Source organism: Streptomyces sp. NPDC090442 (assembly GCF_044769405.1).
GTDB lineage: Bacteria > Actinomycetota > Actinomycetes > Streptomycetales > Streptomycetaceae > Streptomyces.
The window spans coordinates 1-23,705 of the sequence record NZ_JBIVXW010000058.1 but is presented as its reverse complement, the minus strand read 5'-3'; the positions used below and the strand labels follow the sequence as shown (position 1 = coordinate 23,705).

The window sequence follows — 23,705 nt, the reverse complement described above, 5'->3', positions numbered from 1 at the left end:
GCGACCGGTCCCCCGTCACTGGGTGGACGCGACGTACCGGTCCGGCTCGGTGACTGCCTCCTCGGCCGGGGTGTCGTCGCCGTCCTCCCCGTCCCTGTTCCCCGCTCCGGCCGTGCGCGGTACCGCGTACAACAGCGCGAAGGCGGCGAGGAAGGCGCCGGCGACGTAGGGCAGGGTGTGCGCGAAGGCGTCCGGCATCCTCGCCGCCTGGGCGGCCGGGTCGCCGTCGCCGGTCAGACGGTTGAAGAAGATCACCGAGGAGAGTGCGGTGCCGACTGCCTGGCCGAGCTGGGTGGTGGTGTTGTTCAGGCCGGAGGCGGAACCGGCGTGCTGGTGCGGCACCTCGGAGAGGACGATGTCCGCCAGCGGCGCGACGATCAGGCCCATGCCGATGCCCATCGGCACCAGCGGCAACATTGTCTGCCACAGTGCGATGTCCGCGCCGTAGTGGCCGGTCAGCCACGTGAACAGGACCATCCCGGCCGCGGCGATCAGCGCACCGGCCTGGAGCACTCGACGGCCGAAGCGCGGCACCAATACCTGCATCGAGAGGCCGGCGCCGGCTATCAGCAGCAGGGAGAGCGGCAGTCCGGACAGGCCCGCCTTCAACGGCGAGTAACCCAGCCCCAGTTGGAGGTACAGCGTCCAGGCGAGGAAGAGCATCCCCGAGGCCAGCCCGAACAGTAGCTGTACGCCCAGGCCGCCGGTGAAGCTCCTGCGGGTGAACAGCGAGAGCACGACCAAGGGGGAGCCGCCGCGGGCGACCACTCGGCGCTCGTACGCGACGAACAGCACCAACACCGGCACCGAGGCCGCCAGCATCACGTACGTCCACACTGGCCAACCCAGCTCGCGGCCCTGGATCAACGGCAGGACCAGGAACAGCAGTCCGCACGTGGACAGCAGCATGCCGCCCACATCGAGGCCGGCCGCCCGCTCGGCCTTGGACTCACGGACCAGCAGTGTGCCGGCGATCAGGCCCAGCACGCCCAGCGGCAGGTTGACCAGGAAGATCGGCCGCCAGCCCAGCCCGAACACATCGCCCTCGACCAGCAGCGCACCCACCAACGGCCCCGCCAGCACGCCCAGCGAGCTGACTGCCCCGAAGATCCCGAAGACCTTGCCGCGCTCCTGCCTGGCGAAACTGACATGGATGATCGACAGCACCTGAGGCACCATCAGCGCGGCCGCCGCGCCCTGCACGATCCGGCCGACCAGCAGCAGCTCGGGGGAGCCGGCAACACCACACACCAGCGAGGTGAGGGTGAACCCGGCGACCCCGATGAGGAAGACCCGCTTGCGGCCGTAGAGGTCACCCAGGCGTCCGCCGGTGATCAGACCCAACGCGAAGGCCAGGGCGTACCCGCCGACCAGCCACTGGATCTGGGCGGTCGACGCCCCGGTGTCCTGTTGGATGTGGGGCACGGCGATATTGACCACGGTCACGTCCACCGCGTCCATGAAGGTCGCGACGAGGAGGACGACCAGCGCCAGCCAGCGGAGCGGATCTGCTTGGTCCCGTGGTGACTGCCTGCGGTCGGGTGGTGCCTGGCCGATCGATACGTGGGTGTGGTCTTGCGGAGTCTTGCCATCTGTCATGGCTTCGACGCTAAAGACCCAATAGGTCACCCGATGACCTCAATGCCGGACGATCAGGGGTGTGATCAGTGCCCTGACTGCCGGGGTGCCCTTCCCCGTGGAGAAGAGGGCGGCCGGTAGCGCCGGTAGGTTCGGCAACATCCGCTGCCTCCGCCTCGCCGCCGCGTTCCTCGCCCGACCGCGAGGTCACACGTCACCGATCACGGTGGTCAAGCCCACCGCCGCCGCCCCCACGGGGCGGGAAGCCCGCGCTGTCGCCGCCGACGCGGCCCCCGCCCGGCCACACTGACTGTCAGACCGACTCGGCCGTGAGGGCGGCGAGTTCGCCCAGGACGCGGGCCGCCGGGGCCGGGTCGACCAACCACTTCAGGTGGCTGCCGGCCAGGGTGCGGACGTCGTACGGGTTGTCCGGCGTCAGCGCGTTGCCCTCGCGGATCAGCCGGTCCTGGAGCGCGAGCGTCAGGCTTGCGTCATCGGTCAGACGGACATAGGTCTTCGGGACGCGGCCCCAGGTCGCGGCCTGTGCGCGGTCGCTGGAGGTACCGCCGTCGAGGTTCTCGTCGGGCTGGAAGGTGTTGAGGAAGGTCAGGAACTCCTCGTCGGTGCCGTCGGCGAAGAAGGCCGCCTTGAACGCCGCGAGGGCTTCCGGATCGGCGGTGCGGAAGTTGAAGCGCAGCAGGCCGAGTTCGGCCGGATTCCCGACCATCGACGGCGCGAGCGGGACGCCGTCGTATGTGGCCATCTCCGGCTCGGCGTAGTAGTCGTTGACGTCGAGATCGACCGGACACCAGGCCGAGACGTAGACGAGGCGGTCGATCAGGTCCGGGCGCGCGTTGGCCGCGGCGGTGGCCGTGATGCCGCCGCGACTGTGCGAGACGAGGATCACCGGGCCGTTCTCCTTGGCCCGTTCCAGGATGCCGATGAGGTGCCTGGCGTTGTCGGCCAGCGTGACGCCCTTGATCGAGCCGGGGGCAGTGGCGAGCGCTTCGAGATCCTGCGGTGCCTGGTACGCGCGCGAGTAGGTTGCCTGGAAACCGTGGCCGGGCAGGTCGATGGCGACCGAACGGTGCCCGAGAAGGCCGAGTTCGGCCTGGAGCGGCGCGAAGGAGAAGGAGTTCGCGAAGGCCCCGTGAACCAGTACGAACGTCGGCTGCATCTGTTCACTCACTCTCTGAAGTCTCGGCCGCATCGACGACGCATGCGGCCGAGGGGCAGTACGAACGGTTGTCCGCTCTCTCCGATCTCCGGGGAGATTACGCAGCGAAGATCATCGGGGCAACCGGTTTGGATCCGTGCGTTTGCGCCCTTCCCAGGCGCAGGCGGCGCCCCGCCGAGCACGGGATGACCGTGGGGATGACGATGGGAGCGGGGGAGCGAAGGAGAGCAAGGGGAGTGCCCTGATCCAACCGGCAGACAGGCAAGGCGGCGGACGGACATGGACGTCACGGTGCGGGAGGAGACCCCGTTCCGGTACCGCATCGAGCGGGAGGGCGCCATGCGCGTGCCCGGTGTCGTCTTCGCCAGCCGTGAGCTGCTGCCGCAGGCCGTAGGGGACCGGGCCCTGGAGCAGGTGGTGAACGTGGCGACGCTGCCCGGGATCGTCCGCGCCTCGTACGCCATGCCCGACGTGCACTGGGGGTACGGCTTTCCCATCGGCGGGGTCGCCGCCACGGACGTCGACGCCGGCGGCGTCGTCTCGCCGGGCGGGGTGGGGTTCGACATCTCCTGCGGCGTCCGACTGCTGGCCGCGGACATGGAACGGCCCGACCTGGCACCCCACTTGAAGGCGCTGATGGACATCCTCGGGGACACCGTTCCGCGCGGCGCGGGGCGCGGCGGACTGTGGAAGATGTCCGGACGCGCACAGATGGAGAAGCTGCTCGTCGGCGGCGCCCGATACGCGGTCGAAAACGGCCACGGCGTCCCGCGCGACCTGGAGCGCTGCGAGGACCACGGGGCGCTGACGGACGCAGACCCTAACCACGTCGGCCAACGCGCCATCGAGCGCGGACTGCAACAGGTCGGCAGCCTGGGCTCGGGGAACCACTTCCTCGAAGTCCAGGCAGTGGACCGGGTATACGACGCAAGCGCCGCGGCCGCCTTCGGCCTACGGGTCGGCCAGGTCTGCGTCATGATCCACTGCGGCTCCCGCGGCCTGGGCCACCAGGTGTGCACCGATCACGTCCGGGTCATGGAACAGTCACTGCGCGCGTACGGCATCAAGATCCCCGACCGCCAACTGGCCTGCGCACCCGTCGTCTCGCGATCCGGCCGCAACTACCTCGGGGCGATGGCCGCCGCAGCCAACTACGGCCGCGCCAACCGGCAACTGCTCACCCAGGCCGCACGCCGGGCCTTCGCCACAACCACCGGCGTCGACGTGGACCTGGTGTACGACGTCTCCCACAACATGGCCAAGGTCGAGACCCATGCCGTGGACGGTGAGCCGCGACGGCTGTGCGTCCACCGCAAGGGGGCCACCCTGGCTTTGCCTGCCGGCCACCCCAGCCTGTCGGGGGAACTCGCCGAGGCCGGCCAGCCCGTTCTCGTACCCGGCACCATGGGCACCGCCTCGTACGTCATGGTCGGCACGCCCGACAACGACGCGTTCTTCTCCGCCTGCCACGGCGCGGGACGGGTCTGGAGCCGGCACCGGGCGCTACGCGAGGTCCACGGAGAGCACTTGCGCAGCGTCCTGGAATCGCGCGGCATCGCGGTCCGGCCCTCGTCGTGGCGCGGCCTCGCCGAGGAGGCCCCCGCCGCCTACAAGGACGTCGACGCGGTCGCCACCGCCACCGAGGGCGCCGGGCTGGCCCGACTGGTAGCCCGACTGGTCCCGTTGGGCGTCGTCAAGGGCTGAGGCGATGAACGAGCGCCGCTCAGGCATAAGTTGACGGTCTGCCACGCGCCTCGGCTCGGGCCTCTAGCCAGCGGTCGTACCAGGCGCGGACTCGTCGAAGGGCGTCGAGTTGGTGGGCGCGCTCGTCGAGCCCATGGCCTTCGCGGGGATAGACGACGAACTCGTGCTCGACCCCGAAGTGGCGCAGGGCGCGATGGAAGTGGATCGCCTGGCCGAGCGGGACGTTGGTGTCCTCTTCGCCGTGCAGGATCAGCACCGGGGTGCGGATCCTGGAGGCGTAGGAGATCGGACTGTGCCGGTCGTGGACGTGCGGTCCCGGGCCCTCCCATCCGGTGCTGCCGCCGAGCGCCGCGTCGACGATGCCCCAGTCGCCAGTCCCGGCCTGCATGCCCCAGTCACTGATGCCCGCACCCATCACGGCGGCCTTGAACCGGTCCGTGTGGCCTATCGCCCAGGCAGCCAGGTAGCCCCCGTGGCTCCATCCGGAGATTCCCAGACGCTCGGGGTCGGCGACTCCCTGTGCCACCAGCAGGTCGATTCCGCTGAGAATGTCGGTCCACTCGTCGCCGCCGACCGCGCCCACGACCTCGGCGGCGAACGCGTGGCCGTGCCCCGAGCCGCCTCGGGGGTTGGGCAGGAAGACCGCGTACCCGGCGGTCGCCAGCCACTGGCCGCAATCGATCGCGTTGAGGGTGAACTCGTCGGCGTAGCGGAAGTAGGGGCCACCATGGACGATGGTGACGAGCGGAAACGGACCGTTGTCCCGAGTCCGCCCGGCAGGCAGGATCAGTAGGCCGTCCAACTGGGTTCCGTCGGATGCCTGGTAGCTGAGGCGCTCCTGGACACCCCAGCGGATCCTGCGCAGTTCCGGGCTGGTGTCGCTGAGCCTGGCCAGTGGTCCGCCGGTGGGGCCCGCATGGACGTTCTTGGGCTCGTACGCCGTGCTCGCCAGCAGGGCGACGGTTTCCCCGAATCGACTCGCGGTGAGTCCGGCGAGCATGCCGGGGGCGGAGGACAAGTGATGGAACTGCCATGAATCGGGGTGGAGTTGGTACAGTGCGGTGTCCAACCCGTCGGCGAACAGCGCAAGCGGCGGCCCGTCCGCGACCTGCACCAGCTCGGTCGGGCTGACGGACATGCCGACGGTGAGGTTGCGGTGTTCGACGGCCGGGCCGGTCGCCGGCGGGACCGTGTCCATCACGGCGAGCTCGCCGACCAGGTGACCGGGGGTCACTGCCAGGTGGGCCAGATGCCAGACACCGTTGTGGTTCCACCAGGCCGGGGATTGAGCCTCGATCCCGACCGGGCCCAGGTCGTGGACGGCTGCCGTGTTCGGGTCGACCACGTGCAGTTCCACCGTCGTGACGCCGGGGTCGAGTTCGGGGGTGGACCAGCTCAGCACCGCCAGCGGACCACCCCGTGGACGCTGGGCCAGCTCGACCACATGCCGGCCACCGAGGCCGTCCACGGTGCGGAGGACGCCGGTCTCCAGGTCGAGCAGGTGCAGGCGGGTGGCGGGAAGGTGCTGGCCCCAGATCCTGGCGTCGTCGCGCTCGGCTTCCCGGCGTTCGTCCTCGGCGGTGGGTTCGTCCTGGGCGAGCAGGGCGACGGTGCGGCCGTCGAAGAGCGGGCAGTGGTCGGAGATGCCGCCGCGCCAACTGGTCAACGTCTCGGCCTCGGCGGTGTCCACGCTGCCATCCAGGCGGATCCGTTGGAGTTGGGCGGTGCCCTGCTCCTCGCGGTCGGAGGTGAAGAAGACAGTGGCCGAGTCCGGCGCCCACTTCGGGGCGAGGTCGCGGGCCGTGCCGTCGGTCAGCCTGCGCGGGGGTGTACTGCCGTCGGCTGCGGTGACCCGGATCGACCCGTGCGGACGCCCGTCCCTTCCGCCGTTCGCGACCACTGCGTAGGCGACCAGGCGGCCGTCCGGCGAGATGGCCGGTGCCACGGCGGCGGCAACGTCCACCACCAGTTCGGCGGTGAGCGGGTCGGTCGGCTCGGGAGCCGGCTGCGGTGCGGGGTGCGGCATGCGGACTGCCCTTCGCTCGTCGGTACGGCAAGCGGACATCCTGTCGCACTATCGGGTCGGCGTCAGTCGGAACTCGGAGAACGAGCTGCACCAGAAGGCACGGCTCGACCAACTCCCAACTCACCAGCGATAGTTGAACCCATGTGGTGCCAGGCGATCTACGCGATCACACCTCGCCGCGGAGACGCATCCGTCCGTTGATCATGACGCGATGCGCGCCCTGGTGTTGCCGTGATCGGCGGCGCCGCGGGGCTGGCGCGATATGGCGATCCGGAGCGGGGCTTATTGAGGGGCCGCGCGGGTGGAGGAGCGGATCACCAATTCGGGCTCGAAGACGATGTGTTGGGGAAGCTCGGCGGACGGTTCGTCGCCCGCCATGCCGAGCAGCAACTCGACGGCGGTGCGGCCCAGTTGCTGGCGGGGCTGGGCAACGGTGGTCAGCGGGACGCTCGCGGTCGACGCGAAGGAGATGTCGTCGTACCCCACGACGGACAACTCGTCAGGCACTGCGATCCCGCGGTGCACGCACTCGTTGATAGCGCCGATGGCCAGCAGGTCGTTCGCGCAGAACAGCGCCGTGGGACGGCTGTCCGGCGGTCCCGCGAGGACGCGCGCGAGTCCTTCCGCACCACCTCGGGTCGACATGTCCGAGGTCTCGTGGACGTCCACCCGAAGGCCGCGACCGGCTGACCGTAGGCCGTACAGACGGTCGTTGACCTGCCGCAACGACAGGGGGCCACCGAGGAAGGCGACCCGCTCGTGGCCCGTGGCGGCAAGGAGCTCGCCGACCAGGCTCCCGCCGTGGATGTCGTTGACGGCGACGGACGCGTAGGGGGGCGCCGTGGTGACCCGGTCAACGAAGACGACCGGCGCCTGACGTCGTTGGGTGGCGAGGAGCTGAGTGCTGAGGTCCTCGTTCACCGGCGACAGAAGTATCCCCAGCACCCGCTGCTGTTCCATCAGCCGGAGGTGCCGCGCCTCCCGCTCCGGATCCCCGTTGCTGTTGCAGACGATGACCTGGGCGTCGTGCTGTTCGGCGGCCTCCTCCGCCCCCTTGACGAGGTCGGTGAAGAACGGGTTGGCGATGTCCAGGACGACGACTGCGATCGTCCGGCTGACGCCCGCCCGCAACTGCCGGGCAGGTTCGTTTCGAACGAAGCTCAGCTCCGCGATGGCCCGCTCCACCAGCGCACGCCGCTCCGGGCTGACCTGCTCCGGGCGATTGAGGACATTGCTGACGGTCCCCACCGAGACGCCGGCAAGACGCGCGACGTCCTTGATGCTGGCCATAGACCCTCCCGAAGTGTCCGTACCGACCCAGCGAGAGCCAGACGCCAGTGTGACACTGTACCCGTGGGCACGCCGACGGCGATCTTGCCGGCGTACCCACCGCAGGCACCGTTGGGTTCAGGTGGTGGCCGAAGTAGCGGGGCGCTGGGCCTGGTTCACCGGAAGCACCTCGCCGTACCGCTCGATCTCGATCTCCTCCAGCGTCTTGCCTTGCGTACGGGGAGTCCAGATCGCACCGACCAGCAGCGCCACGGCGAGCAGGACGATCATGACCGTTCCGACGGCGGGCACTCCCTGTGTGGCGAGCATGGTGGGGAAGAAGTAGCTGAGCAGCCCCACCGCCACCCGCGCGGCGAAGAACAGCACTCCTTGTGCGCTCGCCCGGTAAGGCGTGGCGAACAGCTCGCTGGTCCACAGGGAGTAGAACGCCTGCGCTCCGATGCCTGCGGAGATGCCCCAGGCCAGGGCGAACAGCAGCAGTACCGGCAGCGTGGCGTTGACGAACACCAACAGGATCCAGGCGAAGATCCCGAGCGCCGCGCCCACGATGTAGAGCAGGCGGCGACTGACGCGATCGCCGAGCCGCATGAAGCCGAAGTAGGTCGCCAGCACCGTGAAGGTCCACAGCAACACCTGCAGGAGGTTCTGCTGGGTCGCGCTCGTCACTCCGGCCGTCTCGTAGACGCGGGGCATGAAGATCCCCATCTGGCCCGCGACCACGCCCCAGAAGCCGTAGACACCGAACAGGAACAGCAGTGCCTTGACATTGGGACGTCGCGAGAGCAGCTCGCGCAGCCCGCGGCGCTGCCCGGTCGCCACGGTGTCCCGGCTCTGTTTCCACATCGCCGACTCCTGCAGGCCCTGGCGGATGTACCAGACGACGAATGCGACCACGAACAGGTGGAGGAAGATGATCCGGCTGCCCAGCAGGCCCAGGGGTGCCAGCACGATGGCCAAGGCGAAGCCCAGGACCGGCCCCATGGACCAGGCGAGCTGCGCGGTCCCCACATGCCTGGCCCGTTGTTTCGCCGGCGCTTCCTCGGCGATGTACGTCCACGAGGCGGGCACGCCCGCGCCGACCGCGATGCCGGTCAGGACGAACGCCACCAGCAGCATCCCGTAGCTCACGGCGAAGGCGGCCAGGAGCACACCGACCATGTACAGCATCAGGTCGTAGGTGTAGATGAACTTGCGCCCGAAGCGGTCGCAGAGAGGGCCGCCGATCGCGGCGCCGATCGCGGAGCCGAACGCATTCGCGCTGATGGCGGCCAGGAGGCCGATGGCGAAGTCGTCGACGCCGAATCGCTGCTGCCACAAGGTGAGGCTGGTGGCGATCGCGATGATCGAGCCCGCCTCGATGTAGTTGGACATCGCGACCGATATGGTCGCTTTCCAGCCGGTTGTCTCTTTGCTCCCTATTCGCATAGGTACGGCCTTTCTCGGGCGCGGCTTGAGGGGAGGGAGTGATGGTGAGCTTACGTCCGAACGGACATGAACGGACATGGGGAGCTGCGGGGCAGCCCCCGAGGCGTTCAGACCCGCACTTCGCGGAAGCCGACGCCCAGCAGGTTGGCCGCGGCGCGGTACTCCTCGACGCGGTGACCGGTCGACAGCGCCCAGTGATGGCCGATGCCGCTCGCACTCCAGGCGTCGACCCACTCACCGGGATCGCATCCGAAGTCCACCCGCGAGGTGGTGTTGCCGATCCGTAGCAGTGGTCCGGGGACGACCTGGCCCTCCGAGGCGATGAAGGTGTAGGACCCGTCGCGTTCCTGCCCGATGCCGAAGGTGGTCACCGGACCAGGCTCGACGTCGAATTCCACGGAGACGCCGAAGCCCCGCTTGCCGTGGTAGACGCCCAGCCCGCGCAGCAGCGGGGCCTGGGCGCTCAACGCGAGGTGCGCCGGCCCGTCGTGGCCCATCTCCACCACGTCGTCGGTGAAGTTGAGCGCCTGGATCTCCGTGAAGGAGCCCCCGGCGCCGAGGCGCTCGGCGATCAGCATCGCGATGCTGTTGCGCAGCTCGAACTCGCCGGCCATCGGGACGCCACGGGCCGTGAGGAGGGAACAGCCGAGGATCATCCCGGCGCCGAGACGCTCGTGGATCTCCCCTTCGAGGCCACGGTGGTAGTAGGCCATCGAGTCGAGTTCGAAGTCCGCCACGAGCCGGTCCAGGGCGACCGAGACCTTGGCTCCCCACGCCAGGTCGTCACTGTTCACCGACTCGGCGAACGAGAAGACCTGCCGCGCCAGGTCGATGCGCTCGGCCACCTCGGCCTCCGTGACGGCCTGCACGCGCACGCGCAGATCGTCGAACTCCAACACCTCGACATGAGAGCCGAATTGACTGGAGACAAGGGTCAGGTCGGTGGAAACGTCGAGCATTCCCGGGTAGAGGTGGCCCATCAGCCCGTGCCGGGCGTGACGCAGGGTCGCCCGGACGTGCGCGGCGGCGATCCACCGGTTGATCCGTGCCCACGCCCGCTCGTCCTTGAGATGGCCGGAGACCGAGCGGAACTCGATGCCCGCGCGACGGAAGGTACTGCCCACCTCGGGCACCGCGCACTGGCCGCAGTAGGCGAGCCACTGGCCCGTGTCGACGGTGTCGTGGTCCATCGCCTCCGTGGGCTGCAGGTCGATGACGAGCACCGGGGCGCCGGAGCGCTGGGCGACGGGAAGGACCATGGAAGCGGTGGCATAGGTCGTCAAGAAGACGACGATCAGGTCGGGATCGGCCGCCCGAAGCCTTTCCGCGGCCGTGGCGGCCTCCTGGGCGTCGGAGATGAATCCGACGTCGGTCACATCGGCGTCCAAAGCGTTGAACCGCTCCGTCACATAGCGGGTGGACTCCCGCAGCTGCGGGAGGAGATCGGGGAACTGCGGCCAGTAGGTGCCGAGTCCGCCGGCCACCAGGCCGATGCGGGTCCGGCGGCGCGGCTTGATCGGCGGCAGCGCGTTGATCAGCGTGCGCCTGTCCTCGGTGATGCGTCCTGGTTCAGTCATGGGTCCTACTTCGTCGGGGCGGTCGGGCGGCCTCGCGGGGGATTCGGATGCCGGCGCGGACACCGGCGGAGCCGCACATGCGCGGCTGTGGTGTGGGCACGTCTCCCGGGTGTCTTGATGCGCCGCGGGTGCGGCGGACCATGTCCTTGTTCCTTGAGGGCGACGCGCATCGCGGTGGCGCCGGGCTACGCGATGCGTGTGCGCGAGCGCTTCGGCGTCGGCAGAAGGACTCGGCACCGTGCCTGCCGGGCACCGGGCCCACGCGACGGCACGGCGATGCGTGCCCGTGCGTGGCCCGACGGGGTCGGCGAAGGCAGGGAGCGGGGAGGTAACGCCGTCATATCCGTGCCTCCTGACGATGTCATCGGGCCCCTGACCGGTGCGGCGGACGTGGGGCGAGGCGGCCGTGGGTGTCAGGCCAAGTGGAAGTACTGCGAGAGCCGTTCCAGGCCCTGATCCGGCCGACGATCGTCGGCCGCGGTGAAGAAGCGCGACATCTGGGCCTGCCACCGCTCGTTGACGTCCTCGGCGTCCATGCCTGCGAGTGAGGCGGCGAAGTCGTCACTCGTGACGACGCCCACCACCAGACCGTCCTCAGGCCGTACGAAGAGGGAGTAGTCCCGCCACCCGTGACGGGACAGGGCTTCCAGCATCTCCGGCCACACCTCGCGGTGAGCTTCGAGGTACTCCTCGACGCGTTCAGGCCGAAGGTGCATGAGGAAACAGACACGCTCGCTCATCAGGCACCTCCTTGATGGGGATGGCGCCGCCGTACGCCTCTCCAAGCTCAATGAAGCGTTTCAATGCGACTTGCCCGGACTGTGCCATGTGAGGAGCGGAACAGGCAAGGGTTGCTCGGCTTTTTCTGGTAGGGCGCTGCGGTAATGGATCTTAGATAGAGAAGAAATCCCTGGTCAGGAGCATTTCTTTCCAATTCGAGAGGCTGTGACCCTGCCGTCCGACTGTGCGCCTGACATCGATCCGACCCATTGACTGTCAGTCGAAAGGCGGCTTTGATACGTTTCAAATATTCGTCCCGCAAACCCGCCCTTCCTCTTGAGGTGATCATCGATGGCGCCACCTTCGGTCCTGGCCGCACTGTCGGAACAGTCGATCGAGCTGCCCAGCTGGGCCTTCGGTAACTCGGGTACCAGGTTCAAGGTCTTCCCCCAGCCGGGAGTCCCACGGAACCCCTTCGAGAAGGTGAGCGACGCGGCTCAGGTCCACCGCCTCACCGGTGTCGCTCCCCGGGTCTCCCTGCACATCCCGTGGGACATGGTCGACGACTTCGGCAAGCTGGCCGCGCACGCGGCCGACGAGGGGGTGAGCCTGGGAGCGGTCAACTCCAACCTGTTCCAGGACGAGGACTACAAGCTCGGGTCGCTCACCAACCGGGATCCGGACGTACGGCGCAAGGCGGTCGCACACCATCTGCGATGCATCGACGTGATGCGGGCCACCGGCTCCAAGGACCTCAAGATCTGGCTGCCCGACGGCTTGAACTACCCGGGCCAGGACGACATCCGCGACCGCCAGGAGCGCCTGGCGGAGTCACTGCAGCAGGTGTACGCGGGCCTCGATCCCGACCAGCGGATCATCCTTGAGTACAAGTTCTTCGAGCCGGCCTTCTACGCCACCGACATCCCCGACTGGGGCACTTCGCTGCTGCACTGCTTGGCGCTGGGCGACCAGGCCACCGTGGTGCTCGACACGGGACACCACGCACCCGGGACCAACATCGAGTTCATCGTCGCCCAACTGCTGCGCATAGGGAAACTCGGCGCCTTCGACTTCAACTCGCGCTTCTACGCCGACGACGACCTGATCGTCGGAGCCGCCGACCCGTTCCAGCTGTTCCGGATCATGTTCGAGATCGTGCGGGCCGACGCACTGCGGCCGGACTCGGGCGTCAACTTCATGCTGGACCAGTGCCACAACATCGAACCGAAGATCCCGGGACAGATCCGGTCCGTGATGAACATCCAAGAGGCCACCGCCAAGGCCCTGTTGGTCGACCGTGACGCCTTGTCAGCCGCGCAGCAGGCCGGAGACGTGCTCGGTGCGAACGCCGTCCTGATGGACGCCTACAACACGGACGTCCGCCCCCTGCTCGCCGAACTGCGCGCCGGCATGGGCCTGCCCGACGACCCGTACGCGGCGTATGCGGCCTCCGGCTACGCCGAGAAGATCGCCGCCGAACGCGTCGGTGGCGCACAGGCCGGCTGGGACGCCTGACCCCCACGCCACGACCAGGGCTACCGGCACAGGTAGCCCGCCCCTCCAGGGCTTTCAGCACCGAAAGTCCTGCACTCCCGGACTACCGGAAGGACGAAGTGCTGATGACCAACCCCGTGGTCGAGGAACTGCTGAGCCGCGGCAACCGGCTCGGCTCCGACCCTCGTAACACCAACTACGCCGGCGGCAACACCTCAGCCAAGGGACAGGAGGTCGACCCGGTCACCGGTCAGCCGATGGAGCTGATGTGGGTCAAGGGCTCCGGCGGCGACCTCGGCACGCTGACGGAGAGCGGCCTGGCCGTACTGCGACTGGACCGACTGCGCTCGCTGGTCGACGTCTACCCAGGCGTCGAGCGCGAGGACGAGATGGTCGCCGCCTTCGACTACTGCCTGCACGGCCGTGGCGGCGCCGCGCCGTCCATCGACACCGCCATGCACGCACTGGTGCGTACCGCGCACGTCGACCACCTGCACCCCGACTCCGGCATCGCGCTGGCGACCGCCGCCGACGGCGAGGCGCTCACCCGCGAGTGCTTCGGCGATCGCGTCGTCTGGGTGCCCTGGCGGCGACCCGGCTTCCAACTCGGCCTGGACATCGCCGAGATCGCAGAGAAGAACCCGCAAGCCATCGGCTGCATCCTGGGCGGACACGGCATCACCGCCTGGGGCAAGACGAGCGAGCAGTGCGAGGCCAACTCGCTGGAGATCATCCACAAGGCGGAGCGGTTCCTCGCCGAGCGCGGCACGTCAGAGCCGTTCGGCCCGGTGCTCTCCGGCTACGAGGCACTCCCCGAGAGCGAGCGGCGGCTCAAGGCGGCCGCCCTCGCTCCGGTGATCCGCGGACTGGCCTCGACCGACGAGCCACAGATCGGGCACTTCACCGACTCCAACGTCGTCCTCGACTTCCTCGCGTCGACCGAACATCCCCGGCTGGCCGCGCTCGGCACCTCCTGCCCCGACCATTTCCTGCGCACCAAGGTCCGCCCCCTGGTGGTCGATCTGCCCGCGAGCGCACCGGTCGAGCAGGTCATCGCCCGGCTCAGGGAACTGCACCAGGACTATCGCGCGGAGTACGCGGCCTACTACGACCGGCACGCCACCCAGGACAGTCCGCCGATGCGCGGCGCGGACCCGGCGATCGTGCTGGTACCCGGAGTGGGCATGTTCAGCTTCGGCCGGAACAAGCAGACCGCCAGGGTGGCCGGTGAGTTCTACGTCAACGCCATCAACGTGATGCACGGCGCCGAGGCCGTGTCCAGCTATGCGCCGATCGACGAGGCGGAGAAGTTCCGCATCGAGTACTGGGCGCTGGAGGAGGCCAAACTGCAGCGGATGCCCAAGCCCAGGCCACTGGCCGGGCGGATCGCACTGGTCACCGGCGCGGCGGGCGGCATCGGGAAGGCCATCGCCCACCGACTGGCCGCCGAGGGCGCCTGCGTCGTCGTCGCCGACATCGACCCGCTCAAGTCCGTTGAAGCGGCCGACGAAATCGGCTCGTCCGACGTCGCGTTCGGTGTGGCCGCCGATGTCAGCGACGCCGAGTCCGTGGCCGCCGCCTTCCGGGAGGCCGTGCGGGCATTCGGCGGGGTCGACCTGGTGGTCAACAACGCCGGGCTGTCGATCTCCAAGCCACTGCTGGAGACCACCGAGGCCGACTGGGACCTGCAACACGACGTGATGGCCAAGGGAAGCTTCCTGGTCTCCCGCGAGGCGGCCCGCGTCATGACCGAACAGGCAATGGGCGGCGACATCGTCTACATCGCCTCCAAGAACAGCGTCTTCGCCGGCCCGAACAACATCGCCTACTCCGCGACCAAGGCGGACCAGGCGCACCAAGTACGGCTACTGGCAGCGGAGTTGGGTGAGCACGGCATCCGCGTCAACGGCGTCAACCCCGACGGCGTGGTGCGCGGTTCCGGGATCTTCGCGGGCGGCTGGGGCGCACAGCGCGCCACGACCTACGGCATCGAGGAGTCGGAGCTCGGCGCCTTCTACGCCCGACGCACCCTGCTCAAGCGCGAGGTGCTGCCGGAACACGTCGCCAACGCGGTCTTCGCCCTGACCGGCGGCGACCTGACCCACACCACGGGTCTGCACATCCCGGTCGACGCCGGCGTCGCTGCGGCGTTCCTGCGCTGACGACACGTCAGCCCGGCCATGAGCCACCCCCGTTCACACCGCCACACGAGGTTCTCAGCGCCATGTCCACCACACCCACCGTCTTCGCCGCCGCGGACCTCGGTGCCACCAGCGGCCGGGTCGTCCTGGCTCGTGTCGGGCGTGACACGCTCGACACGAGCGAGGTGTACCGCTTCGCCAACACCCCGATCCGGCTGCCGAGCGGCCTGCACTGGGACATCCTCGCCCTCTACTGCGGCGTGCTGGACGGACTGCGCGACGCCGGCCGCGCAGCCGACCTCGCCTCGATCGGGATCGACAGTTGGGCCCTGGACTACGGCCTGCTCGATGCCAGCGGGGCCCTGCTCGGCAACCCGTTCCACTACCGCGACACACGCACCGACGGTGTGGCGGAGCGGGTGAGGCAGGACCTTCCCCCGCAGGAGCTCTACGCCACCACCGGCCTACAGCACCTGCCGTTCAACACCGTCTACCAGCTGGCAGCAGCGTCCGGCACACCACAGCTCGACGCGGCGCACACCCTGCTGCTCATCCCGGATCTGCTGACCCACTGGCTGACCGGCAGCATCGGAGCCGAAGTCACCAACGCCTCCACCACCGGCCTGTTCGACGCCCGCACCGGCGCCTGGTCCACGGACGTGCTGGACAGACTGGGCGTCGATGCCAGCCTGTTGCCACCACTGCGGCAACCAGGCGACCCGGCCGGAACGCTCCTGCCGCACCCCGCCTCCGCGACCGGTCTGCCCACGGGCACCCCCGTCACCGCGGTCGCCTCGCACGACACCGCCTCGGCCGTCGCCGCCGTTCCGTTGAGCGGCCAGACCGCCGCCTACATCTCCTGCGGCACATGGTCACTGGTCGGCCTGGAACTGGACACCCCGGTGCTGACGGAGGCATCGCGCGCGGCCAACTTCACCAACGAGCGCGGCGTCGACGGGACCGTGCGGTATCTGCGCAACGTGATGGGCCTGTGGCTGCTCAGCGAGAGCCAGCGGCACTGGGCGGCCAACGACATCCCCGCCGATCTGCCTGCCCTGCTGACCGAAGCGGCCCGCGCCGAACCCTTCGCCGCGCTCATCGACCCGGACGCGCCGGAGTTCCGCACACCCGGCGACATCCCCACCCGGATCGCCGACTTCTGCGTCCGTACGGGGCAGAGGCCACCAGCCGACCCGGGTGCCGTGGTGCGGTGCATCATGGAGAGCCTGGCGTTGGCACATCGCACCACACTCCGTCAGGCGGCAGCGCTGGCCGGACGGAACGTGGACGTCGTGCACCTGGTCGGCGGCGGCGCACACAACGAACTGCTGTGCCAACTGACCGCCGACGCCACCGGCCTACCCGTGCTGGCCGGCCCTACCGAGGCCACCGCCCTGGGGAACGTCCTGATCCAGGCGCGCGCCCAGGGCCTGGTCGGAGACCTCGCCGACATGCGACGCCTGGTCGCGGAGACCCAACAACTGCGACGCATCGAACCGAGCCGCGACGCCGGCCGCGAGCGCGCCTGGTCCGAGGCAGCCGCCCGAGTGGGTCTGGAATGAGCGTGACGCCCTACCCGGAACCCGGGAGCAGGCCCGGTTCCAGTGATGGTGCGCGGCTTCGCTCGACGGCCCAACTATCCGACCATGGTTACTTCGCAGCGCCTGTGACGCCGACTCCCTGAACGGGCACTGAGCCGGCAAGGCCGCCACAGTTGAAGCGGTGTGCGTTCCCCGACCGAGTGCCAGAAGGCGAGGAGCAGCGGACGTCAGGAACGAGCGGCCTCCGCCCGCAGGCAGGGCCGGAGTACACGAGAAGTCGCTGCTCGGTCACACGTCGAGCGTGACCGAGCAGCACCATCCGTCCGGCCCGCCCCCGCACGCCAACCCGTGCAGGGTGACCGCTTTCGGTGCGGCCCCGATCACCGGGAGCGACCCGATGTCTGTCATCGAGAGGAGGGCGCGCAGACCACCGCGGACCGGCGTCAGCTCCACCTCGACCGGCGCCTCGTTCTGCGTGTCGAGCCAGTAGACGACCTCTTCCAACAGGGTCACCAGCAGGTCCTCGTCCGTGTCTGCCAGCATCGTCACCTCTCGATGACGGACCCTCGCTGGGCCCGGCGCGGGCTTCGCGCCCGCCAGGTCCAGGAAGGACTCACAGACTCCCCGCACCGCCTGGGCCAGGCATACCTCACGGGTCGGACCCCACGCCTCGACCCGCAGGTCCGCGGTGTGCGGAACGCTACGGTGCCCGCCAGGCTGCGTGGAGTCGCTGGCCCCCCTCATGGTTGTGGGGCGTCATGTTCGACGTCGGGGCGTGGGGAGCCGGCGGCCCAGGCGAGGGCGTCGTCGAGTTCGTCGTAGGCGAAGCGGCGCACCTCGGACTGGACGAGGTGGTTGGCAAGCCGGGGCGCCAACGCGGCGACCTGGCCGTCCACCGCCAGCGCGATCCGCTCGACCTTCCGGTGATGACCGCGGACGCACCGCACATGGCGGAACAGGCTGGCGAGGTTCTCCCAACCGGGGAACCCGCGCGCATGGACCACGACCCCGGCCAACGTGTCGTGGCTCCGCAGCCAGTCGTCCGCGGTCGCCGCCAGCGCCTCGAAGTCCCGGCCACGCAGCGGCCGTTCGACCTCGACGAGGAGCACGCCCGTGTCAGGCAGCAGCCGATGGGACACCCCTGAACCGGCCGGCAGCGCCGCCAACCACGCCACGGCCTCCTCGCGCTCCTGCATGCCGAAGACATGCACGGGGCAGGGCATCAGGAAGCGCGCCAGGCGCGTCGTCTCCCGAATCCAGCCCGCATCGCTGACCACCGCGCAGCCGTCGCACAACCGCATCGCGGCCGGGGCGACCTTGAGGTCCTCCCAACCGGCGCCCGGTGTGAACGAACGGAACTCCGGCCCGATCTCGCACAGCACGCGCAGGCGTCGCCCCTCCCTGCGGGCCTCATCGACGAGCGGCTTCACCACCGCCTCGTAGTCACCCTTCGACACCGTGCCGATCGCCTGCACCACGTCGATGCCTGCGGGCGTGTCCTTGGCGTACTTCAGCATGGCGTTCCTCCCTCCGTGAGGGGCGGAGCTCATTCCCTACAGAGCCCCTACCGCCCATTATTTCGCGCGCGTGGAAAGTCGACATCGCACTGCGTGGACCGGTGTGATACCCACGGTGAGTTGGGTGCCCGCCCCGGTTCGACCCGGAGTGCGTCACCGCGCAGCATGGGAGCAGGGAGCGGAAGGCCGAGCAGTGCCGCCCTCCGCTCCCGTGAGGCCCTGGCCCTGGCGCCGTCGTGGATCGGAGCATCATGCAGCCGCCCGAACAGCTCCCGCGACCGGAGCCGCAGCTCCCCGACGATCTGCGGCAGCCGCAGGGTGCCGAGGGCGGCCGTTCCCAGGCGCAGCTCCAGGCACTGCTGGACGCGGTACTGGCCATCAGCCGGGAGTTGGAACTGCCGGCGGTGCTGCACCGGATCGTCACCACCGCCATGGACCTGGTCGACGCCCGCTACGGGGCGCTCGGAGTGCTGCACGAGTCCGGGGAGTACCTGGAGGAGTTCGTCGTCGCCGGCCTGTCGGAGGAGGAACGCACCGCCCTGGACGGTCTGGAGTTCCCACGCGGACGCGGACTGCTCGGCCACCTCATCCGCCACCCCGAACCGCTTCGCGTCGACGAGATCGGCTCCCACCCGACCGCAGTCGGCTTCCCGCCCCACCACCCGCACATGAGCACCCTGCTCGGCGTCGCCGTCAGCGTACGCGGCCGGATCTACGGCGACCTGTACCTGACCGAACGCCGCGACGGCCAACCCTTCGACCGCGCCGACCAGGAGGTCGTCGTCGCGCTCGCCGGGGCCGCCGGCATCGCCATCGACAACGCCCGCCTGTTCGAGCAGGTCCGCGACAGCGCCGAGCAGTTCCAACGCCTCCTGCTGCCCACCCTGCCCGACCTCACGCCGTTCACTGCCGCGGCCGTCTACCGACCCGCCGCCGCACCCGCCCACCTCGGCGGAGACTGGTACGACGCCGCCTGGCTCCCCGACGGCGCCGTCGGCATCGTCATCGGCGACGTGGTCGGCCACGACCTGCACGCCGCGGCAGCCATGGCAGCCACCCGCAACATGCTGCGCGCCCTGCTGTACGACCGCTGCACCCCACCGAGCGCCATCCTCACCCGGCTCGACCGCACCCTCCACGCCATCACCGACACCCCGGTCACCACCGCCTGCCTGGCCCGCATCGAACCCGCCGGCGACGACTGGCAGTTGCACTGGTCCACCGCGGGCCACCTCCCACCCCTACTGATCACCCCCGACGGCGGAGCCGCATACCTGCACGCCGACCCAGGCATCCCCCTCGGCGTCGACCCCGCCCACCCCCGCTCCGACCACACCCACCCCCTCCCCGCGCGCGTCACCGTCGTCTTCTTCACCGACGGACTGATCGAACACCCCGCCCACCACATCAACCAGGACCTCAACGCCCTCCTCCAACTCGCCACCGAACACGCCGAAGCACCCCTGGACGACCTCGTCCAGGCACTGGTCGACCACCACCCCAGCGACGGCCACGACGACATGGCCCTCCTCGCCCTGCGCACCCCGGACACCCCACCGGGCCGCCGCGCAGGCTCATGACGACCATGGCCAGGCTGCAGATCTCCGGCGCGGAACTCGTCGTCCGCCTGACGTGGTGGGAAAAGGCGGTCGGACGCCACGGCACCGTGCGCGTGCCGTTGACGGCCGTGCGCCGGGTGGCGGTCGAACCCGACTGGTGGCGCGCCCTGCGCGGCCGGCGACGGCGCGGCCTGTGGATTCCCGACACGCTGTGCCTGGGCGTCCGGGACCACCCCGGCGGGCGGGACTTCGTCGTCATCCGACCGCGCAGTCCGGTCGTCTGCGTCGAACTGCGGACCGCCTCCGCACCGTTCAGCCTCCTCGCCGTCACCGTCGCGCACCCACAGGCCACGACAGAACGCCTTCGCCGCCAACTCCCGGACATCGACCCAGCGGACTGGCGCCAGGCAATCCCCGCACCGCCGGACGCGGCCTGAAGGGGGGAAGGTCAGCCGCGGCAGCCTCGCCCGGTGGCCGGACCGCGCGACCGCAGGTCGGGCGAAAACCGCCCACACCCGGCGAGTTGATCACTCCACGTCACCTGATATCGACTCCACGTCACTTGGTGTCGATTTGGCGAGATCCCAACCTCGACCTGCCCTTCGCCAGGGCACGCCACCCCAGGCCGTGCCCTACGATCCCGCCATGAACCAAAGGTTCGCTGTGACGGCCACCGTCCTGGCCGTACTCGCCACCGCCACAGGCTGCGCTGGGGACAAAGTGGCGGCCGAGTCTGCCGCATCCTCCGCCTCGTCCTCCGCGTCGCCTCCCGCCTCCCTGCCCTCGGCGCTGCACCACCACGAGTGGACCATCGCCCGGATGCTCGGCGCCCACGCGTTCCACCATCAGCGGGGCGTCTCCCATACCTCACCCCCGACGACGGTCAACGCCCGCGTCGGCGCGGTGTTCAGCCATAACGGGACCGGCGACCACTTCTGCACCGGAAGCGTCGTGGACAGCCCCAAGAAGACCATCGTCATCACCGCCGCGCACTGCATCCACACCGGCAAGGGCGGCAGCTACCAGTCCGACCTGGCCTTCGTCCCCGGATACCGCGACGGGAAGGACCCCAACGGGGTCTGGACGGTCAGCAAGATGATCGTCGACCCCCACTGGGCCCAGTCGTCCGACCCCGCCTACGACGTCGGCTTCGTCATCGTCGACAAGCTCAAGGGCAAGCGGATCGCCGACGTGTTGGGCGCCAACCGCTTCGCCTACAACGTCGGCTACGACAAGTTCGTGAAGATCACCGGCTACCCGGCCAGCGGCAATTCCCCCATCTCGTGCGCCAACAAGACCGTGGAGTTCCAGACCAATCAGATGAAGGTGGACTGCACCGGATACAGCGGCGGCACCAGCGGCAGCCCCTGGCTCACCAACTTCGACCGCACCACCCGCACCGGCGAGGTCATCGGCGTCATCGGCGGCTACCAGACCGGTGGCAGCACCGACGACACCTCCTACAGCTCGTACTTCAACGACGACATCAAGGCGCTGTACGACAAGGCGGTCAGCGCGGAGAGCTGACGCCCGCGGGCAGGAGGCGGGGGAGAATGCCGCGGTGGACCTCAACCTCAAGCTCGTACAGGCCCTGGTGACGGTGGTCGAAGAAGGCAGCATCACCAGGGCCGCCGCCCGCCTGCACCTGACGCAACAGGCGGTGAGCGGCCAGCTCCAACAACTGGAAAAACAGGTCGGGACGACCCTGCTGCTGCGCACCCCACTCGGGGTCACACCATCCGCCGCGGGACGCGAACTGGTCAAGCGGGGCTCGCGGTTGCTCGACCAGGCCGACACCATGCTGTCCGAGGTCCGGCTGATCGGCGCCGGCCGGACCGGCAGACTGCGGGTCGCCTTCAAGGCGCAGAGCACCGCACACTTCATGCCCAAGGTCGTGGCGGTACTCAAGAAGGAGGCGCCCGACGTCGAGGTCGACATGGTCTCGGTGTCGACCCTGGACGAGGAACTCGACGCACTGGCGGGCGGCCGGGCCGATGCGGCCTTCCTCTGGCTGCCGATCGGCGACGACCGCTTCACCGCCGCCGAGGTCCTGACCGAACAACGGGTCGTGGCACTACCGCCCGACCATCCGCTCGCCGACCGCGCCCACGTCACGCTCGCCGAACTGGCCGGGGAACCGGTCGTCGGCCCCCACGCCGTCATGCCGCCCGACGTGGTGCGCTGCTGGTTCATCGACCCGCGTCCCGACGGCTCGCCGGCCGTGTACGGACCGCAGGCCCGCACACCGGAGGAGTGCCTCCAACTCGTCGCCGCACGACGGGGCGTGTGGATCGCACCGGCCTCCAGCGCCCGGTACTTCGCCTTCCCCCGCCTGTCCTGGGTCCCGATCACGGACGCGGAACCCTTCCGCCTCGCCATCGCCTGGCCCAGACATCGCCAACCACCCCTGCTCGACAGCCTGCTGGACCACTGCCGGCGCTGGGCCCACGAGGGGAAGTGACCGGTCGCGCGGCACCCGCTCAGCGCGTGGTGAAACCACCGTTGAGGAAGAAGACCTGACCGTTGGCCCACCAACCGTCGGTGAGGAGGAACTTCACCCACGGCGCGATGTGCTCGATCTTGGTCAACTCGCCGTTCATCGCCTGGGACTTGAGATAGGCGACGGATTCGTCGGTCTCGGCCGGATAGAAGAACCCGGTGTCCATCGGCCCGGGCGCAAGGGTGTTGACGGAGACGTTCCGGCCGAACAACTCCTTTGACAGTGCGCGGGTGAAGTCCTCCACCGGCGCCTTACTGCCGGCGTAAACCGAGTAAAGGCCCGTGTAACCGGCCAACAACGACGTGACGACGGACAGGATCTTCCCACCGTCCGCTACTCGCTTCGCGGCCTCCTGCATCACGAAGAACGCCGCCTTGGAGTTCACCGCGAACATCCGGTCGTACTCCGCCGGCGTCACCTCGACGAGCGGCTTCTTGATGACCATGCCGGCCGTGTTGACGCTCGCGTACAGCGAGCCGAAGCGGTCTGCCACCTCGTCGAAGGCCCGCTTGACCTGATCAGGCTCGGTCAGATCGGCCTGGAGCGGGAACGCCTCACCGCCCCTGGACGTGATCGCGTCGACCACGGACCGCGCGTCGGCGGCGGACGAGTCGCTGTTGTAGTGCACCGCCACACGGGCACCCGCATCGGCCAGCGTGCGGCTGATCAACGCACCGAGATTGCGCGAGGCACCGCCGACGAAGACGGCCTTTCCTGCCAGCTTTCCTTCCGGACTCCCGTCCGGGGCGTGGGGAACGACGGTCGTCATAAAGCGACCCTCCTTGCGTGGTGGGGGAGTCGGGGAACGAGCAGTCGGCGGGTCAGGGCGCATGACACCCGGTTTCCGCGGCCGACGCCTCGATTCTGCGACAAGGCGAACTGGCCCGGGTAACAAGGATTTCCGGAGCGGTCACAGCAGAACGTTGTGGCCTACGCGGCCCCTCTCGCTGCACAGCCCGCAAGGCGCCACGGAAAAGCGCACGGATACACGATTGATACCAGGCTCAGCGGCGGCTGATACGCGCCTACAGCAGCGCGGAAACCCACCCCACCGACAGTGGACGGCGTCCCACTTCCTCTTCCCTTCCCCGGAGGCCGTCCCATGCCGCTGCGTCCGCTGCCGTTCCGCCCGCCGCCCGGCCGTCGGCTGCGGCACATGCTGTTGTGGATCATGCCCACGCTGCTGGCCATGGCCGTTGTCATCGCCGTGGCCGTCAACGGCGGCCTGCCCGGATTCATGACGGGCAGCCGGGCGGAGGCGGAACAGGCCGGCGCCGACTCCGTCCCCGACTTCGCCGCGGGGCTGCCCTGGCCGGACGAGGGCCAGACAAGCCTGGCAGTCCAGGGAGCCCAGGGAGTCGGTAACGGGTCGCCCCACGATTGATGATCTTGCTCACGGTTGGGGACATGGAGTGGTTTCTATGAGTTGTCTGGGTTGTGATGACTCATCAGGCTC

At 69.3% G+C, this 23,705-nt stretch carries 19 protein-coding genes; 9 read left to right on the top strand and 10 right to left on the bottom strand.

Features of this window, described 5'->3' with window-relative positions:
* Nucleotides 1-15: 15 nt before the first annotated feature.
* Both ACIQU6_RS32100 and ACIQU6_RS32095 read right to left on the bottom strand, forming a co-directional pair.
* Nucleotides 16-1,599, bottom strand: coding sequence for an MFS transporter (locus ACIQU6_RS32100; RefSeq protein WP_403485237.1), 1,584 nt, complete (start codon nucleotides 1,597-1,599; stop codon nucleotides 16-18).
* Nucleotides 1,600-1,891: 292 nt separating this feature from the next.
* Nucleotides 1,892-2,755, bottom strand: coding sequence for an alpha/beta fold hydrolase (locus ACIQU6_RS32095; RefSeq protein WP_403485269.1), 864 nt, complete (start codon nucleotides 2,753-2,755; stop codon nucleotides 1,892-1,894).
* 279 nt (nucleotides 2,756-3,034) lie between these two features.
* Here ACIQU6_RS32095 and ACIQU6_RS32090 point away from each other — a divergent pair, with 279 nt between their 5' ends.
* Complete coding sequence (locus ACIQU6_RS32090) at nucleotides 3,035-4,459, top strand: RtcB family protein (protein WP_403485236.1); 1,425 nt, start codon at nucleotides 3,035-3,037, stop codon at nucleotides 4,457-4,459.
* Nucleotides 4,460-4,478: 19 nt separating this feature from the next.
* On the opposite strand, the gene ACIQU6_RS32085 is transcribed toward ACIQU6_RS32090, so the two are convergent.
* The 5 genes from ACIQU6_RS32085 to ACIQU6_RS32065 form a co-directional block, all read right to left on the bottom strand.
* Nucleotides 4,479-6,485, bottom strand: a complete 2,007-nt coding sequence (locus ACIQU6_RS32085) for a S9 family peptidase (RefSeq protein ID WP_403485235.1) — start codon at nucleotides 6,483-6,485, stop codon at nucleotides 4,479-4,481.
* A gap of 282 nt (nucleotides 6,486-6,767) precedes the next feature.
* Nucleotides 6,768-7,775 (bottom strand): LacI family DNA-binding transcriptional regulator, encoded by a 1,008-nt coding sequence (locus ACIQU6_RS32080; protein WP_403485234.1) that lies wholly within the window; start codon nucleotides 7,773-7,775, stop codon nucleotides 6,768-6,770.
* A gap of 117 nt (nucleotides 7,776-7,892) precedes the next feature.
* Complete coding sequence (locus tag ACIQU6_RS32075) at nucleotides 7,893-9,146, bottom strand: MFS transporter (RefSeq protein WP_403485233.1); 1,254 nt, start codon at nucleotides 9,144-9,146, stop codon at nucleotides 7,893-7,895.
* 161 nt (nucleotides 9,147-9,307) lie between these two features.
* Complete coding sequence (locus tag ACIQU6_RS32070) at nucleotides 9,308-10,777, bottom strand: arabinose isomerase (RefSeq protein WP_403485232.1); 1,470 nt, start codon at nucleotides 10,775-10,777, stop codon at nucleotides 9,308-9,310.
* 413 nt (nucleotides 10,778-11,190) lie between these two features.
* Nucleotides 11,191-11,517 carry an L-rhamnose mutarotase gene (locus ACIQU6_RS32065; RefSeq protein ID WP_403485231.1) on the bottom strand — a complete coding sequence of 109 codons (327 nt, stop codon included), beginning with the start codon at nucleotides 11,515-11,517 and terminating at the stop codon, nucleotides 11,191-11,193.
* Nucleotides 11,518-11,848: 331 nt separating this feature from the next.
* On the opposite strand from ACIQU6_RS32065, the gene rhaI reads away from it, so the two are divergent.
* From rhaI to ACIQU6_RS32050, 3 genes are all read left to right on the top strand, one after another.
* Nucleotides 11,849-13,012: an L-rhamnose isomerase gene (gene rhaI / locus ACIQU6_RS32060; protein ID WP_403485230.1), complete on the top strand. Its 1,164-nt coding sequence runs from the start codon at nucleotides 11,849-11,851 to the stop codon at nucleotides 13,010-13,012.
* Nucleotides 13,013-13,116: 104 nt separating this feature from the next.
* Nucleotides 13,117-15,153, top strand: coding sequence for a bifunctional aldolase/short-chain dehydrogenase (locus tag ACIQU6_RS32055; RefSeq protein WP_403485229.1), 2,037 nt, complete (start codon nucleotides 13,117-13,119; stop codon nucleotides 15,151-15,153).
* A 62-nt stretch (nucleotides 15,154-15,215) separates the two neighbouring features.
* Nucleotides 15,216-16,694 (top strand): rhamnulokinase family protein, encoded by a 1,479-nt coding sequence (locus tag ACIQU6_RS32050; RefSeq protein WP_403485228.1) that lies wholly within the window; start codon nucleotides 15,216-15,218, stop codon nucleotides 16,692-16,694.
* Between the two features lie 267 nt (nucleotides 16,695-16,961).
* On the opposite strand, the gene ACIQU6_RS32045 is transcribed toward ACIQU6_RS32050, so the two are convergent.
* Together ACIQU6_RS32045 and ACIQU6_RS32040 are read right to left on the bottom strand one after the other, a co-directional pair.
* The gene (locus tag ACIQU6_RS32045) at nucleotides 16,962-17,417 is read right to left on the bottom strand and encodes an archease (RefSeq protein WP_403485227.1); all 456 of its coding nucleotides are present in this window, start codon (nucleotides 17,415-17,417) and stop codon (nucleotides 16,962-16,964) included.
* Complete coding sequence (locus ACIQU6_RS32040) at nucleotides 17,414-18,190, bottom strand: STAS/SEC14 domain-containing protein (protein ID WP_403485226.1); 777 nt, start codon at nucleotides 18,188-18,190, stop codon at nucleotides 17,414-17,416. Before ACIQU6_RS32040 ends, ACIQU6_RS32045 begins: the two co-directional genes overlap by 4 nt.
* A gap of 251 nt (nucleotides 18,191-18,441) precedes the next feature.
* Between ACIQU6_RS32040 and ACIQU6_RS32035 the strand changes: the two genes are divergently transcribed.
* The 4 genes from ACIQU6_RS32035 to ACIQU6_RS32020 all read left to right on the top strand — a co-directional run bounded on the left by ACIQU6_RS32035 (nucleotide 18,442) and on the right by ACIQU6_RS32020 (nucleotide 22,210).
* Complete coding sequence (locus ACIQU6_RS32035) at nucleotides 18,442-19,770, top strand: SpoIIE family protein phosphatase (RefSeq protein WP_403485225.1); 1,329 nt, start codon at nucleotides 18,442-18,444, stop codon at nucleotides 19,768-19,770.
* A gap of 5 nt (nucleotides 19,771-19,775) precedes the next feature.
* Nucleotides 19,776-20,186 carry a hypothetical protein gene (locus ACIQU6_RS32030; RefSeq protein WP_403485224.1) on the top strand — a complete coding sequence of 137 codons (411 nt, stop codon included), beginning with the start codon at nucleotides 19,776-19,778 and terminating at the stop codon, nucleotides 20,184-20,186.
* A gap of 208 nt (nucleotides 20,187-20,394) precedes the next feature.
* Nucleotides 20,395-21,276, top strand: a complete 882-nt coding sequence (locus tag ACIQU6_RS32025) for a trypsin-like serine peptidase (protein ID WP_403485223.1) — start codon at nucleotides 20,395-20,397, stop codon at nucleotides 21,274-21,276.
* Between the two features lie 34 nt (nucleotides 21,277-21,310).
* Nucleotides 21,311-22,210: a LysR family transcriptional regulator gene (locus tag ACIQU6_RS32020; protein ID WP_403485222.1), complete on the top strand. Its 900-nt coding sequence runs from the start codon at nucleotides 21,311-21,313 to the stop codon at nucleotides 22,208-22,210.
* A gap of 19 nt (nucleotides 22,211-22,229) precedes the next feature.
* Here the strand turns inward: ACIQU6_RS32020 and ACIQU6_RS32015 are convergent, their stop codons facing one another.
* Nucleotides 22,230-23,018, bottom strand: a complete 789-nt coding sequence (locus tag ACIQU6_RS32015) for an SDR family oxidoreductase (RefSeq protein ID WP_403485221.1) — start codon at nucleotides 23,016-23,018, stop codon at nucleotides 22,230-22,232.
* A 333-nt stretch (nucleotides 23,019-23,351) separates the two neighbouring features.
* Between ACIQU6_RS32015 and ACIQU6_RS32010 the strand changes: the two genes are divergently transcribed.
* Nucleotides 23,352-23,633 carry a hypothetical protein gene (locus ACIQU6_RS32010; protein WP_403485220.1) on the top strand — a complete coding sequence of 94 codons (282 nt, stop codon included), beginning with the start codon at nucleotides 23,352-23,354 and terminating at the stop codon, nucleotides 23,631-23,633.
* Nucleotides 23,634-23,705: the final 72 nt, after the last annotated feature.

What these genes read in the sequence shown, in the direction of transcription:
- ACIQU6_RS32040 (WP_403485226.1), bottom strand. Translation starts at nt 18,190, where the DNA reads ATGCTGAAGTACGCCAAGGACACGCCCGCAGGCATCGACGTGGTGCAG.
- ACIQU6_RS32100 (WP_403485237.1), bottom strand. Translation starts at nt 1,599, where the DNA reads ATGACAGATGGCAAGACTCCGCAAGACCACACCCACGTATCGATCGGC.
- ACIQU6_RS32055 (WP_403485229.1), top strand. Translation starts at nt 13,117, where the DNA reads ATGACCAACCCCGTGGTCGAGGAACTGCTGAGCCGCGGCAACCGGCTC.
- ACIQU6_RS32085 (WP_403485235.1), bottom strand. Translation starts at nt 6,485, where the DNA reads ATGCCGCACCCCGCACCGCAGCCGGCTCCCGAGCCGACCGACCCGCTC.
- ACIQU6_RS32090 (WP_403485236.1), top strand. Translation starts at nt 3,035, where the DNA reads ATGGACGTCACGGTGCGGGAGGAGACCCCGTTCCGGTACCGCATCGAG.
- ACIQU6_RS32030 (WP_403485224.1), top strand. Translation starts at nt 19,776, where the DNA reads ATGGCCAGGCTGCAGATCTCCGGCGCGGAACTCGTCGTCCGCCTGACG.
- ACIQU6_RS32070 (WP_403485232.1), bottom strand. Translation starts at nt 10,777, where the DNA reads ATGACTGAACCAGGACGCATCACCGAGGACAGGCGCACGCTGATCAAC.
- ACIQU6_RS32080 (WP_403485234.1), bottom strand. Translation starts at nt 7,775, where the DNA reads ATGGCCAGCATCAAGGACGTCGCGCGTCTTGCCGGCGTCTCGGTGGGG.
- ACIQU6_RS32035 (WP_403485225.1), top strand. Translation starts at nt 18,442, where the DNA reads ATGCAGCCGCCCGAACAGCTCCCGCGACCGGAGCCGCAGCTCCCCGAC.
- ACIQU6_RS32025 (WP_403485223.1), top strand. Translation starts at nt 20,395, where the DNA reads ATGAACCAAAGGTTCGCTGTGACGGCCACCGTCCTGGCCGTACTCGCC.
- ACIQU6_RS32095 (WP_403485269.1), bottom strand. Translation starts at nt 2,755, where the DNA reads ATGCAGCCGACGTTCGTACTGGTTCACGGGGCCTTCGCGAACTCCTTC.
- ACIQU6_RS32015 (WP_403485221.1), bottom strand. Translation starts at nt 23,018, where the DNA reads ATGACGACCGTCGTTCCCCACGCCCCGGACGGGAGTCCGGAAGGAAAG.
- ACIQU6_RS32065 (WP_403485231.1), bottom strand. Translation starts at nt 11,517, where the DNA reads ATGAGCGAGCGTGTCTGTTTCCTCATGCACCTTCGGCCTGAACGCGTC.
- ACIQU6_RS32050 (WP_403485228.1), top strand. Translation starts at nt 15,216, where the DNA reads ATGTCCACCACACCCACCGTCTTCGCCGCCGCGGACCTCGGTGCCACC.
- ACIQU6_RS32075 (WP_403485233.1), bottom strand. Translation starts at nt 9,146, where the DNA reads ATGTCCAACTACATCGAGGCGGGCTCGATCATCGCGATCGCCACCAGC.
- ACIQU6_RS32010 (WP_403485220.1), top strand. Translation starts at nt 23,352, where the DNA reads ATGCCGCTGCGTCCGCTGCCGTTCCGCCCGCCGCCCGGCCGTCGGCTG.
- ACIQU6_RS32045 (WP_403485227.1), bottom strand. Translation starts at nt 17,417, where the DNA reads ATGAGGGGGGCCAGCGACTCCACGCAGCCTGGCGGGCACCGTAGCGTT.
- rhaI (WP_403485230.1), top strand. Translation starts at nt 11,849, where the DNA reads ATGGCGCCACCTTCGGTCCTGGCCGCACTGTCGGAACAGTCGATCGAG.